Below are 12,968 nucleotides of genomic sequence, written 5' to 3'. Positions count from 1 at the left end.
CCATTTAAAATGTCAAATTAAATAAATTTATCTGTAAGAAGTCTGCCTTCTCTTTCTTGCACCCCTGCCCATCTGCTTCTTTGGCTCCTTCCTTCTGATGTCGTTGACGAGAAGTGTTCTATCGTACTCGAGATAGACCTTTCTAAGCTCTTCATCTCCGCTCCACTCAACCAGCGCTCTGGCAATTGCTGTTCTTGCAGCTTCAGCCTGCCCCATGAATCCACCGCCGTTCGTGTTCACATCGATGTCCACCTTGTTTGCAAGCTCCTTTGCCATTATGAGTGGCTCCATTATAATGTTCCTCGCCATTTCCGGAGTTATGAGTTCTATTGGTATCTTGTTTATTCTAACCCTTCCCTTTCCAGGCCTTATGGTTGCTCTTGCCACAGCAGATTTCCTTTTACCACTTGTAACCAGAATCTTCATGCTTCCACCTCATATCCCAAAAACCTGCTTACCTCCCCAACAGTTACATACTTCTCAGCCTTGGATACCTTCTCAAGCAGGGCAGATTCTACCACTTCCGCCTTACCCTGAAGCTCCTCGGGAACTCCAATAAAGACCTTCAGGTTCCTGTATGCTTCTCTACCCCTCCTGCTCTTCCACGGCAGCATCCCTCTAACCGTTCTCTTGAAAATTCTTTCCGGATGTCTTGGATAATACGGGCCTTTTTCCTTGCTGCCTCTCTCGTATTTCTCCCTGTATCTGTTGAAAACCATCGATCTCTCACCGGTTATAACCGCTTTATCAGCATTAACAACAACTATTTTCTCACCGTTGAGCAACCTTTTGGCAATTATGCTTGATAACCTTCCAAGAACATGATTTTCAGCATCGATAACCGTAAAATCACCCAACCTATCGAGAATCCTCTTTACATTAACCGTCATGATATCCCTCCCTATATGAGAATCCTGACTTTGCTTCCCTTTGGATTTACCTTCATCAAATCCTCAATGCTCATGCACTCTCCGCCAGCAGATACTATCTTTGACCTTGCCTTCTCTGAAAAAGCCAGTGCAGCGACTTTCAATGGCTTATCAATTTCTCCAGACCCAAGAACCTTTCCAGGAACGATGGCTACCTCTCCATCCCTGAGATACCTCTGGATCTTCGACAGGTTAACCTCAGCCTGCTTTCTTCTCGGCTTTGCAAGATGCTCGGCTACCTCTCTCCACAACTTGGACTCGTTTTTTGCGCTATGCTCAAGTAAATCCTCGATTAACCTGATAAGATTGGGATTCGTCTTTCTAGCCATCCTTTTTCTTATTCTACTCATGCAAATCACATCCCGTTAACCTTAATCTCGTGAAGGAGCAATCTAACCAAAGGTTATTTAAAGGTAACTATGCTCAGACGGAGGGTTCTTCAATCTACCACAACAATACCATCCCGAATTAAGAATTTTTCCATTCAAGCATTCTACCATCATCGTAGACTGAGAATAATTTAAGGATAATTAAGGTAAAACATTATATATTTGGTCGTTACGAATTGTTAGTGGTGGTTTTATGATCAGTGAGATATCAACGCTTTTCGGCTTGAAGGTATATACTGATGAGGGCAGGTATGTCGGCAAGGTTAACGATGTTGTCATCGATGTTGAGCATAGGGTGATCAAAGGACTTGCCATAGTCGATTACAACAAATCACTGATTGAGTCAAAAGCTCCGGGAGTGATAATCCCCTACAGATTCGTAAAATCCGTCAATGATATAATTCTGATCAAAGACATATTTAAGGTTCTGAAAGACAAGAAGCGAGAAGCTGAGGAGGTTGAAGAGGAGGAAGAAGAGGAGGAAATTGAGGAAATCTAAAAATAAAATTTAAAATTTTAGTTGTTCAGGCCGAACTCTTTCTTTTCTCAACCCACCCTTCCACCGGATTCTCAAATGTCTTCTTCAGCAGTGGCGGTGTTATCATTGTCGTCACGAATGACATGACCACAGCGATTGTGTAGATATGCTCATCTATTACGCCATACTTCAAGCCATAGTATGCAACTATAAGTCCCACCTCACCTCTCGGAACCATGCCTATTCCTATTCTGGAAGCACCATGCTTGTTGAACCCTCCAAAGTAAGCTGCGACATAGCACCCAAAGAACTTACCAATTATAGCAAACACGATTATCACTACACCAAGCAGAGCGATCTCAGGTATTCTCTTGACATCCACGAGCATACCCATTGCGACAAAGAATATCGGGACGAGGAATTCGTATATAGGAATCATCCTCTCAGCAAGGAAGTCCCTGTGGGCTGATGCAGATAACGCTAGACCGGCTGCATAGGCTCCAATTATCGGTGCCAACTTCACGAGGGATGCGAGATAGGAGATCATGAGTCCAAAGGCTATCGCCACAGTTAACTGAGAACCGGGCATCTTGAACATGCTTAGAATCCGGGATATCTGATCAACGAATTTCAGCCCTAAGAATATCACACCAATCCAGAAAACCACAGCTATCACTATCGTCTTTGCTATTTCGAATGTTGACATCGCTTCTCCTTCTACACCGGTAATAGCTACAACGATCGCCAGAACCAGTATACCGAGAACATCGTCTATGACCGCCGCTCCCAAGATCGTTGAGCCTTCGGGAGTCGTTAGCTTCCCAAGATCGTTGAGGACTCTCGCAGTTATACCTACAGATGTTGCCGTCAGTGCAGCTCCTGTGAAGAGTCCGGCGGCAAATTTGTTTGGAGCGTCATAAAAAAGCTCGATCGCTAAAAATCCGAGGAAGAATGGCAAAACGATCCCCATCGCTCCAACTAGTCCTGAGATCAGCCCAAATCGAAGGAATTTTTCGATGTCCGTTTCGAGACCTGCCACGAACAGAAGCAGTATAACGCTGATGTTGGCGATCATGTCCACATCTGGAGGGATTGGCAATGGAGCACCAGGCACTGGATGAATCCCTATGTACGGTCCCAGAGCAAACGGCCCTATGACCATTCCAGCAAGCAGTTCACCAAGAACAGCAGGTTGCTTGAACCTGTTCTCTACAATCTCTCCAAAAATTTTCGCTGATATCAGTATTATCGCGAGTTTGAAGAGAAGAGCCGAGACTTCAGATTCCCCAGTCACCGTATCACCAAAAATGAAAAAAGGATTTTAGAATTTAAATTTTCCGTTATAATCCAGGTTAGATCAAATCTCCGCAAAAAAGAATTTCAAAAGGAATACCAGAAAATTATAGTGCGATCTCGAGAATTGTGTTCATTTCCTCTGCCTTTCTTTTTATAATCTTTAGAGCTTCCTCAAGCACCGTTCTTACCGGCAAGGCTCCTGTACCTTCAGCAATGAACAAGAAATTGTTAGTCTCTTTAATCTCTATTGCATTTTCCTCGCAAACATTAACGCACTCCATGCACATCGAGCACTCAAGCACATTCTCAGCAGAGAGCTTGCCCTCGACAACGCTGAAAACATTTCTCGGGCATGCATCAATGCATTCCATACAGAGCTTGCAATTCTCAGTAATATTTATCTCAGGCACAATTCTGTAACCGCAGAGCGATACGGGTTGCCACTTCACATGCTCCTTTCCAGTCCCCAGTCGAGCTACAGCCTCGATCATGATCTGCTGACCCTTATCGAGTTCAACTACAGGAATGTTATCAAAAACCGGGACTATTTCCGGATCCTCAGAAATGAAGTCTCCAGAATAGACAACTTTAGGCCCTTCAATGTTCAACCTGAGAGATACCTGACAGTTCGGACATCCTTCTCCCCCACAAACACATTTATCCTGAAAATTGAACCTCTGCAGATCGGTTTTTATCGGAATCAGACCTATTCTGTGAGCAAGAATCTCATCGTAGAGGTATGAAGTGTTCAGGTAGAAATCAACATAATCTACTGCAAGAGTTGGAACCAAGCTTTTCATCGCTCTCCTCAATGAGTTCGCAAATGCGGTAGAGGATTTCAAAATAAACTTTATTCTGAACTCATCCTCCTCAAGAATCCTGATTTTCATTCACCCTCACCAAAAACTCTCAAAAATAAAGAGTTGGATTAAACTCTCCTACCCCTCTTGCCACCGGGTGGTCGAGTACCATCATGCGGTATTGGGGTAACATCCTCTATTCTGCCAATCTTAAGCCCAGCTCTCGCAAGAGCCCTTATCGCTGCCTGTGCACCGGGTCCGGGATTCGTGTGCTTGTTTCCACCAGGAGCCCTGACCTTGATGTGAACTCCCTCAATGCCCTTTTCCATGGCCTTCTCCGCAGCCCTTATGGCAGCCTGCATAGCAGTGTATGGATTCCCCTCGTCTCTGCTAGCTTTAACGATCATCCCACCGCTTATCCTGACTATCGTTTCACTCCCGGTGATATCGGTTATTGTGATTATGGTATTGTTATATGATGAGAATATATGAGCAATACCCCAGACTCCCTTTTTCTTCTCCATAATAAACACCTCTTTTAAGTTTCAGCAGTTTCAGCCTTTTCAGCCCTCACAACAATCTCCCTTTTAGCAAAGGGAGAATTCTGATAGTAAGATATCTTCGTCTCCTCCTCCTTGGTGACTAAACGCCCAGGAACGGTAACTCTCACACCATCGATCGCAATGTGTCCATGAGTTATGAGCTGTCTCGCCTGCTTTATCGTATTGGCCAATCCCTGCTTGAAGACGATCGTCTGCAACCTCCTTGAAAGGAAGGCATCGACTGTCAGGTTCAGGATGTCATCTATGGTTGCTCCTTCTTCAAGAATCCCCATTTTAATGAGCTTCTTTATGACCATCTGTGCTTTGGCTTTTGCAAGCTCTCCCTCTTTGCCCGGAAGGTCTATCTTGGCCAGCAACTCCCTAGCAACTCTTCTGTACTTCCTGAGAATGTTCTGAGATCTCCATAGCTCCCTCTTGTTCCTCAGACCATACTTGATTATATATTCTACCTCTTTTTCAAGCCTTACCTTATCCCAGGGTCTTGGAGGAGTAACATACTTTCTCCTGTGCCTCTTTGGATCACCCATATCGAATCACCTTACTTCTTCCTTCTAATAACTCCAACAGTCCTTCCACTTCTGCCAGTTGAGCGTGTTCTCTGTCCCCTGACCTTCTTTCCTTTCGCGTGCCTTATTCCTCTGTAACATTTCATTCTCATCATCATTTCGATGTCAACCATTCTGGCGAAATCGACATCCTTGCTCAGGAGGTGAAGGTCTCTGCCTGAGTATCTGTCCTTCCTTCTGTTCATCATCCAGTCTGGCATCTGCTCTATGTCCTCCTCGACAAACTTCTTCAGCCTATCTACAGTCTCATCGTCAAGCTCTCCGAGCTTTGCGTTTGGATCAATGCCAAGGTAGTTGGTGATGCTCTTCGCTACCCTGCACCCGATTCCCTTTATCTGAGTGAGCGCGAAAACAACCTTCTTCTTCCCATCTATGTCTGTATCGGCAATCCTGATGATGTGCTTGAATTCACTCATATAATCACCACACTGAAGTAAGCGAACAGAACGAAGATATTTAAAGATTATGCAGAAGTTACAAACCATGAAGGAAACCCTCATCCTTGGAATCGATGTCGGGAAGAGAGCTTCCCACTATGTTCTGCTTGAAGATAACGCTGTAGTAGATATGGGAAAGTTCGAAGATGTTGTGGATCTCAAGATCAGAGCCAATTATGCTGGAGTTGACGCTCCTCTCTCATTTCCCACCAGCGGAAGCTACAGGGAGTGTGAAAAGGAGCTTATAAAAAGAGGTATAAGACTCTTTCCTCCAAACGCAAATTTCTTCAGAAAGATAACCCACATCGGTATGAAGATCGCCAGATTTTTGAGAGAGAATGGCACAGAGGTTTTTGAAGTCTATCCCTATGCCACACGGAAAATACTGAATATCGCCCCCGAACTCAAAAAGAATACGAAAAGCAACATGAGGCTGATTCAGGAAGAACTCAGAAAGTATCTGAACTTTGACGAATTTGAAAACCACGATCTGCTCGATTCCGCAATTTCAGCACTCACAGTAAAGCTATTTTTAGAGGGCAGGGGCGATATAGTTGGAGGTGTCGATGGAAAGATAATTGTTCCAAAAGTTTCCAGTTATTCAATCACTGATATGTGATCTCCTCAACTTGCATTTTCGGCTTCCTAATCCCCTTCAGATAATCCCTCAAAGCCACCATGAACTCACAATACCTCGGGCACTCATTCCCCCCTACTCCTGCTATAAGGCATCTATCTCTGTTCTCACAAGAAATCAATCGCGGTGTATCAGCTACCTCGAACACCGCCTGACTCCTTTTTGATTTCAATATAATATACCTCTTCTGCTCGGCGAAGAGGGTTGTCCCGTTCATAAACCTCATTATAGTTATTACGATATTGTAACTTAAGTGTTTTGATGTAACACATGGTGAGTATGATGGACGACAAGAATAAAAATATAAATTTTAATAAAAATCAAAAAGTAAATTCCTCACCAGGTTTTAGAATGACAACCTCTGTATCAAGTCCAGATTCTGCAACAGACTTTTTGAAATCCTCTGGATTCTTCTCAATTACAGGGAATGTATTGTAATGCATTGGAATCGCATATTTTGGCTTCACCAGCTCAAGCGCCTTGACAGCACCTTTTATACCCATCGTGTACCAGTCGCCTATTGGAACGAGCATTACATCTGGCTTGTGCAACTCCCCGATCAACTGCATGTCAAGAAATACATCAGTATCTCCAGCATGATATACCCTCTTCCCATCCATCTCAACGATCACACCACATGCATCGCCTGTGCTTATTATCTCCTCTCCCTCTTCAACATCAGCAGAATGCAGGGCCTGAACCATCGTCACCGAAACTCCCTTGACTCTCGCAGTTCCACCAATATTCATCCCAACAGCCTCAACACCCTTTTTCGATAGATACCTTGACAGCTCATGAATACACAGTACTGGACAGTCATTTCTCTTTGCTATTTCCACAGCATCTCCGAGATGATCTCCATGCCCGTGTGTAACCACAATCAGATCTGCCACAACATTCTCAGCTTTCACCGGAGCGCTGGGGTTTCCGGTCAAGAATGGATCGATTATAACCTTCTTCTTCGCCTCTAGCTCAAAAGCCGCATGCCCAAGCCACCTGATTTTCACAATACCACCCCCGAACCAGTTCAAATTTAATAAGGATTTCAAGATACTAATCTTTTACTGACTCTGAGACAGGCATAAATCGAAAAATCCATAGGAAAATCTTTATCTAATACAGGGTAGAAAACCTATCAGGAGGTGTTGACTTGAAAAGCTATGAAGAGCTCCTCGAAAAGGCATATGCGGAGATGCCCGAAGAAGTCATAAGAAGAGAGAGATTCGAGATTCCAGAGGTTAATGTACAGAGAGAGGGAAACAGAACGATAATCAAGAACTTCTCGCAGATAGTCAAAGTTCTGAACAGATCTGAAGAGCACTTTTTCAAGTATCTGGTTAAATCCCTCGGCACTGCGGGATTCCTCGAGAGCGGAAGAGTTATCCTTCAGGGAAAGTTCACGAGGGAAGAGATTCAGGATGAACTGAACAGCTATGTCAAGGAGTATGTCATCTGCAAGGAGTGTCAGGCTCCAGATACAGAGTTCGTCAAGGAAGAGAGAGTTCTGTTCCTGAGATGTCTTGCATGCGGTGCAAAGCATCCCGTCAGGAACATATGATGGTGATATATTGTTCAGGATGAAGATATACAGGGTTCAGAGAGAAGTGCTTGTTGCTGTTTGCGATTCCAGCATAGTTGGCAATACCTACAGATCTGATGGATTCAAAATTGAGATCAGCGAAGAGTTCTACGGGAAAGAGGAGGTTGGAGAGGAAGAGGTCAGAAAGGCCTTAAAAAGTGCAACGATAGCGAACATTTCTGGAGAGAAAGCAGTAAAGCTCGCGATAGAGGCTGGAATTATCGATGAGGAAAATGTTCTGAGAGTTGGAGACTGCTGGCACGCCCAGATGGTTGTTTTATAGATGTCAGCCTAAACCCTGAAGAATTTTTTCGCATTCTCATATGCTGTTTTTGTCAGATCCTCCTTGCTTATCCTGCATTCCAAAAACTTCACAGTTTTGTATGTTGAGAGGTAGTCTGCCGATCCAAAGCCATTATCGCTGTTTAGCATGACCCTTTCTGCTCCATAGCTTTCCACAATTTCGAGAACCTGCTTTTCGTTCAATTTTCCTTCCTCCACAGTCAGTCCAGCATGATATCTTTTCAGCACTTCTCCAACGGTCTCAGGGCTCACATGGTCAATGACTGCAAGCTCCTCCGGAAAACTCACCTTTTCCAGCACATCCAGAACAGTTCTGGTTACCTCAGTTTTGTTGCTCCTCGGTGTGTGGATGATGCACGGAATATCGAACTTTTTCGCAACTTCAAGCTGAGCTTTCAAAACCTCCCTTTCAAGCTCATTTGCTGTTTCAAGACCGATCTCACCAATAATTCTAGCATTCTCCAGATATCCCAAGATTTTACCCTTAACCTTTTCCCAGTTTTCCGGTATGCACCTTGGATGGATTCCGATAGCTGGATATATATCGATTCCAGCCTTTTTTCCTCTATAGGGCTCGAATTCCTCGAGTTTTCTGAATAAATCGATCATTGTCTCCCCATACAGCGGTTTAACGGGATAGAACGCACATGTATTGACCTTAACAATACCTTTTTCCGCCATCTCGACAAGCTCTCCCGCACTCCTGCCCTCAGAATGTGTATGGGTATCGTAGATCTTCATGGAAAAAAGTATATCACCTATGAAATTTATAATTTCTCAGGATGATGCTGCTGGATAAACTCTACGCATATGTGTGGGGTTCTGCCTTCATGGACTCTTCAAACACATATATAATAAGAGACGAGGTCACATTCATAATCGACCCGGGATGCTACAAGAGCTTCACAAACCTCTTCGGACTGATGAACAACGACAGGATACCACTTTCAGATGTTGATGTCGTGTTCAACACCCACCTCCACAAGGATCACTGCGAATCGAACAGTATGTTCCTGAGAAAGGGTGCCATTCTGGCCTTCAACATAAACGACAGAGTTATACGGAATGAGAAACCCGATCTGGATGTGTCAAAAATCAAGCACTACAGCACTGGAAAACTTGATCTTGAATTTATCCACACTCCCGGCCACACTCCTGGCAGTACATGCATATACATTAATGAATTCGATGCTCTAATCTCAGGAGACCTCGTTTTCGAGAATGGACTCCCAGGAAGGACTGATTTGCATGGTAGTAACAACAGAGATATGATAAAGTCACTGGAGAAAATCCATGACCTCTCTCCAGAACTTATCCTGCCCGGGCATGGCAGGATTTTTAGCGGGAGAGAGGGCATAAGGGCTCTTCTCGAAAAATCCATAGAGTTTATAACCCGTAAGGATAACTATTAATAATTTAAATTATAATCCATCGCGGTTTGCTTTTTAATAAAAAGTTTCATGAGATAACTTTCACAACATCCAGAAACCTTATTTTGCTGCTCAATCAACTCAATCCAATGAATGCAACACTCGACAGATTCTTTCCTCTGTTTCATCAAGAACCTGAGGATGATCTCGACATAAAGTTCCTGAAGGAGATCAAGGATTACCATTCACTGTTACTCAAGAAAGTTGAGGAGGCTTACCATGTAGCCGAAACTGCAAGAAGCAAGGGGCTAGACCCAGAGAGGAGAGTTGAGATTCCAGTTGCTAAAAACATGGCTGAGAGGGTTGAAAAGCTCATCGGGATACCTATAGCCAAGAGAATTGAAGAACTTGAAGAAAGTGGTCTGGAGAGAGAAAAGATCTGTTTTAAGATTGCGGAAGAGATAATAAAGGGAGAATTTGGAAAGTTCGATGTTGAAAGGGCTTTGGATCTTGCGATAAGGTCTGCCGTTGCTATTCTGACAGAAGGAGTTGTTGCAGCACCGATAGAGGGTATCGCGAGAGTTGGTGTTGGCAATAACTATGATGGATCCAAATTTCTGAAGATATACTATGCCGGGCCGATAAGAAGTGCCGGAGGGACTGCGCAGGTAATATCCGTGCTCGTTGGAGATTATGTCAGGAGGATAGCCGGGCTCAATAGATATATCCCAACAGAAGAGGAGATTTTGAGGTACATTGAGGAGATCCCGCTTTACAAAAAGGTTGCGAACCTACAGTACCTGCCAAGTGATGAGGAGATAAGGCTAATAGTTTCGAACTGTCCCGTGTGTATAGATGGGGAGCCAACGGAGGATGCTGAGGTATCTGGCCACAGAAATCTCGAGAGAGTTGAGACGAACAGGGTCAGAGGTGGTATGGCACTGGTTATAGCCGAAGGTATAGCCCTGAAGGCTCCCAAGCTGAAAAAGATGGTTGACGAACTCAAGCTCACAGGATGGGAGTGGCTGGACAAGCTGATAAATAAGGAATCCAAAAAGGAGGAGAAGAAAGATAGCAATGAAAAAGAGGAGATAAAACCGAAAGACAAGTATCTCTCAGACATAGTCGCCGGAAGGCCAGTTTTCAGTCACCCATCGAGAAAGGGGGGTTTCAGGCTCAGATACGGAAGGGCCAGAAACTCCGGATTTGCAACTGTCGGGATCAATCCGGCCACGATGAAGATAACCGGAGATTTCATAGCAATCGGTACGCAGATGAAAATCGAAAGGCCGGGAAAGGCTGGTGGCGTTGTTCCAGTCTCAACAATTGATGGTCCAACTGTGAGGCTTAAAAACGGAGATGTTGTTAAGATAAACACTATAAAGCAGGCCGAGATGTACAAGGATCGAATAGATGCGATTCTGGATATTGGTGAGATCCTTATAAACTACGGAGACTTCCTCGAGAATAACCACCCGCTTTTACCTGCTTCCTACTGCTATGAATGGTGGAGAGAGGAGGTCAAAAATATCCTGCATGGAGATTTCAGGAACATCGATGAGGATGAAGCAATAAAGCTGTGCGATGAGTATGGCGTTCCCCTCCACCCAGACCACACATATCTCTGGCACGATATAGATCTGGACGAACTGATTCAGCTTAGGGATTATGTTTCTGAAAAGGGCAAGATCGAGGGAAAATACGGTAAGAGCTGCCTTATATTTCCGCTAAACAGGGACATAAAGACCATTCTTGAAAAAATCCTGATCGAACATAAAGTGAGGGATGGATTCATAGTTCTCGAAAAGTGGAAGGTTTTCGCGAGATGTCTGGGGTTAGATGGTAGCCTAAAAAAGATCAGGGATGTCGATAGAGAGAAGGATGTTCTCGAGAACATAAGGTACCTCTCAGGACTGGATGTAAGAGCAAAGGCTCCTGCAAGAATTGGCGCAAGAATGGGTAGGCCTGAGAAGGCCAAAGAGAGGAGGATGAGCCCTCCACCACACATGCTCTTCCCGCTTGGACAGAGTGGAGGAAATACAAGAGATTTGAAGAATGCGATAAACTACATGAAAAGCTACAACTCAGCCAAGGGAGAAATAGAGGTCGATTTGCCCGTGAAGATTTGCGAGAGATGCGGGAAGGAGACGATTTGGAGCATGTGTGAGTGTGGAGGGTTTGCACACCAGGCTTACTACTGTCCCAGATGTGACAGAGTTCTGAAAGAAGAGAGGTGCCCAAGGTGCGGTGGAGAAGCCAACGGGTTTAGGAGGAAGAAGATCAATGTCAGAGAGCTTTACGAAAAGGCTTTAGAGAATCTCGGTGAGAGAGAGGTAAAATCGGCAATAAAGGGAGTCATCGGATTAACCAACAAAAACAAGGTCTGTGAGAGGATCGAAAAGGGAATTCTGAGGGCTAAACATGGTGTGTTCGTGTTCAAAGACGGCACAATCAGGTATGATATGACAGATTTACCGCTGACCCACTTCAAGCCTTCTGAGATAGGCATAAGCATCGAGAAGCTCAAGGAACTTGGATACAGCTATGACTACAGAGGTAAGCCACTTACAGACGAGGATCAGATAGTCGAACTAAAGCCCCAGGACATAATACTCGCGAAGGATGCTGGGGAATACATGCTGAGGGTGTCTCAGTTCATAGATGAGCTTCTCGTAAAATTCTACGGCATGGAACCTTTCTACAATGCGGAAAAGCTGGAGGATCTGATAGGGCATCTTGTTATTGGCCTTGCCCCGCATACATCCGCTGGAGTTCTTGGAAGGATTATAGGCTTTGCCGATGTCCTAGCAGGATATGCACACCCGTACTTCCATGCGGCCAAGAGGAGGAACTGCGATGGAGATGAGGACTGTGTTATGCTCCTACTCGATGGACTGCTGAACTTTTCCCACCAGTTCCTTCCAGACAAAAGGGGAGGGAGAATGGATGCTCCACTGGTTTTAACAACAATCCTCGATCCGAAGGAGGTTGACAGTGAGGTCCACAACATGGATGTTGTGGAAAGTTATCCCCTTGAGTTTTACAGAGCAACTTTGAGATATGCGAATCCAAAAGAGCTTGAAGGGGTCATCGAGAGGGTTGAGGACAGGCTCAAGTCCGAGAGGAGGTATTACGGGCTGAGATTCACACATGATACGGATAACATAGCAGGTGGTGTGAAGGTCTGTGCGTACAAGTCCCTGAAAACCATGCAGGATAAGGTTAATGCCCAGATGAGCATAGCGGAAAAGCTGTTCGCCGTGGATGAGCATGATGTTGCTGAAAGGGTTATAACAACCCACTTCCTTCCGGACTTGATAGGAAATCTGAGGGCTTTCTCCAAGCAGGAGTTCAGATGTGTGAAGTGCAACACAAAATACAGGAGGGTTCCGCTGAAGGGGAAGTGTTACAAGTGCGGGGGGAACATCATACTGACCGTCCATGAAAGCTCGATCAAGAAGTATCTCGAGCTATCCAAATTCCTCAGCGAGAAGTACAATGTAAGCAACTACACAAAGCAGAGACTGATGCTGATCGAGCTTGAAATCAACTCCCTCTTCGAAAATGAGAACAGCAGACAGATCAAGATATCTGAGTTCTTTTAACTCACAGTTCTTGAGC

17 protein-coding genes are annotated in these 12,968 nt (G+C 44.6%); 6 read left to right on the top strand and 11 right to left on the bottom strand.

The features are described 5' to 3' along the window. Positions 1 to 27 precede the first annotated feature (27 nt). From ASULF_RS03115 to ASULF_RS03105, 3 genes are read right to left on the bottom strand one after another with little or no spacing between them, the layout of a single operon-like run. Positions 28 to 426 carry a 30S ribosomal protein S9 gene (locus ASULF_RS03115; protein ID WP_015590248.1) on the bottom strand — a complete coding sequence of 133 codons (399 nt, stop codon included), beginning with the start codon at positions 424 to 426 and terminating at the stop codon, positions 28 to 30. Further along, entirely contained in the window at positions 423 to 890 is a 468-nt protein-coding gene (gene rplM / locus ASULF_RS03110; protein WP_015590247.1) for a 50S ribosomal protein L13, read from the bottom strand. Before rplM ends, ASULF_RS03115 begins: the two co-directional genes overlap by 4 nt. Before the next feature lie 11 nt (positions 891 to 901). Then, the gene (locus ASULF_RS03105) at positions 902 to 1,279 is read right to left on the bottom strand and encodes a 50S ribosomal protein L18e (RefSeq protein ID WP_015590246.1); all 378 of its coding nucleotides are present in this window, start codon (positions 1,277 to 1,279) and stop codon (positions 902 to 904) included. 232 nt (positions 1,280 to 1,511) lie between these two features. Between ASULF_RS03105 and ASULF_RS03100 the strand changes: the two genes are divergently transcribed. Further along, complete coding sequence (locus ASULF_RS03100; protein ID WP_015590245.1) at positions 1,512 to 1,817, top strand: PRC-barrel domain-containing protein; 306 nt, start codon at positions 1,512 to 1,514, stop codon at positions 1,815 to 1,817. A gap of 25 nt (positions 1,818 to 1,842) precedes the next feature. Here ASULF_RS03100 and ASULF_RS03095 read toward each other — a convergent pair whose 3' ends face one another. From ASULF_RS03095 to ASULF_RS03075, 5 genes are all read right to left on the bottom strand, one after another. Then, positions 1,843 to 3,090 carry a cation:proton antiporter gene (locus tag ASULF_RS03095; protein ID WP_015590244.1) on the bottom strand — a complete coding sequence of 416 codons (1,248 nt, stop codon included), beginning with the start codon at positions 3,088 to 3,090 and terminating at the stop codon, positions 1,843 to 1,845. 106 nt (positions 3,091 to 3,196) lie between these two features. Beyond that, entirely contained in the window at positions 3,197 to 3,982 is a 786-nt protein-coding gene (locus ASULF_RS03090) for a DNA-directed RNA polymerase subunit D (protein ID WP_015590243.1), read from the bottom strand. Positions 3,983 to 4,020: 38 nt separating this feature from the next. Further along, a complete protein-coding gene (locus tag ASULF_RS03085) occupies positions 4,021 to 4,416 on the bottom strand; it encodes a 30S ribosomal protein S11 (RefSeq protein ID WP_015590242.1) in 396 nt (131 codons plus the stop codon). A gap of 14 nt (positions 4,417 to 4,430) precedes the next feature. Beyond that, a complete protein-coding gene (locus ASULF_RS03080) occupies positions 4,431 to 4,982 on the bottom strand; it encodes a 30S ribosomal protein S4 (RefSeq protein ID WP_015590241.1) in 552 nt (183 codons plus the stop codon). 11 nt (positions 4,983 to 4,993) lie between these two features. Then, complete coding sequence (locus ASULF_RS03075; RefSeq protein ID WP_015590240.1) at positions 4,994 to 5,437, bottom strand: 30S ribosomal protein S13; 444 nt, start codon at positions 5,435 to 5,437, stop codon at positions 4,994 to 4,996. A 67-nt stretch (positions 5,438 to 5,504) separates the two neighbouring features. Between ASULF_RS03075 and ASULF_RS03070 the strand changes: the two genes are divergently transcribed. Next, complete coding sequence (locus ASULF_RS03070; protein WP_015590239.1) at positions 5,505 to 6,077, top strand: DUF429 domain-containing protein; 573 nt, start codon at positions 5,505 to 5,507, stop codon at positions 6,075 to 6,077. On the opposite strand, the gene ASULF_RS03065 is transcribed toward ASULF_RS03070, so the two are convergent. Next, complete coding sequence (locus ASULF_RS03065) at positions 6,064 to 6,321, bottom strand: hypothetical protein (protein ID WP_015590238.1); 258 nt, start codon at positions 6,319 to 6,321, stop codon at positions 6,064 to 6,066. The two genes, ASULF_RS03070 and ASULF_RS03065, sit on opposite strands and share 14 nt — an antisense overlap. A 94-nt stretch (positions 6,322 to 6,415) precedes the next feature. Further along, positions 6,416 to 7,102, bottom strand: a complete 687-nt coding sequence (locus tag ASULF_RS03060) for a metal-dependent hydrolase (protein ID WP_015590237.1) — start codon at positions 7,100 to 7,102, stop codon at positions 6,416 to 6,418. Between the two features lie 143 nt (positions 7,103 to 7,245). Here ASULF_RS03060 and ASULF_RS03055 point away from each other — a divergent pair, with 143 nt between their 5' ends. Both ASULF_RS03055 and ASULF_RS03050 read left to right on the top strand, forming a co-directional pair. After that, positions 7,246 to 7,653, top strand: a complete 408-nt coding sequence (locus ASULF_RS03055; protein WP_015590236.1) for a translation initiation factor IF-2 subunit beta — start codon at positions 7,246 to 7,248, stop codon at positions 7,651 to 7,653. A gap of 19 nt (positions 7,654 to 7,672) precedes the next feature. After that, entirely contained in the window at positions 7,673 to 7,957 is a 285-nt protein-coding gene (locus ASULF_RS03050) for a DUF424 domain-containing protein (RefSeq protein ID WP_015590235.1), read from the top strand. Positions 7,958 to 7,965: 8 nt separating this feature from the next. On the opposite strand, the gene ASULF_RS03045 is transcribed toward ASULF_RS03050, so the two are convergent. Then, positions 7,966 to 8,718, bottom strand: coding sequence for a TatD family hydrolase (locus ASULF_RS03045; RefSeq protein ID WP_015590234.1), 753 nt, complete (start codon positions 8,716 to 8,718; stop codon positions 7,966 to 7,968). A 41-nt stretch (positions 8,719 to 8,759) separates the two neighbouring features. On the opposite strand from ASULF_RS03045, the gene ASULF_RS03040 reads away from it, so the two are divergent. Then, positions 8,760 to 9,389 carry an MBL fold metallo-hydrolase gene (locus ASULF_RS03040; protein WP_048098097.1) on the top strand — a complete coding sequence of 210 codons (630 nt, stop codon included), beginning with the start codon at positions 8,760 to 8,762 and terminating at the stop codon, positions 9,387 to 9,389. 107 nt (positions 9,390 to 9,496) lie between these two features. After that, positions 9,497 to 12,952 (top strand): DNA polymerase II large subunit, encoded by a 3,456-nt coding sequence (polC, locus tag ASULF_RS03035; protein ID WP_015590232.1) that lies wholly within the window; start codon positions 9,497 to 9,499, stop codon positions 12,950 to 12,952. Positions 12,953 to 12,968: the final 16 nt, after the last annotated feature.

This window comes from Archaeoglobus sulfaticallidus PM70-1, assembly GCF_000385565.1.
Lineage (GTDB): Archaea > Halobacteriota > Archaeoglobi > Archaeoglobales > Archaeoglobaceae > Archaeoglobus_A > Archaeoglobus_A sulfaticallidus.
This window is presented reverse-complemented; position numbering and strand designations above follow the sequence as displayed.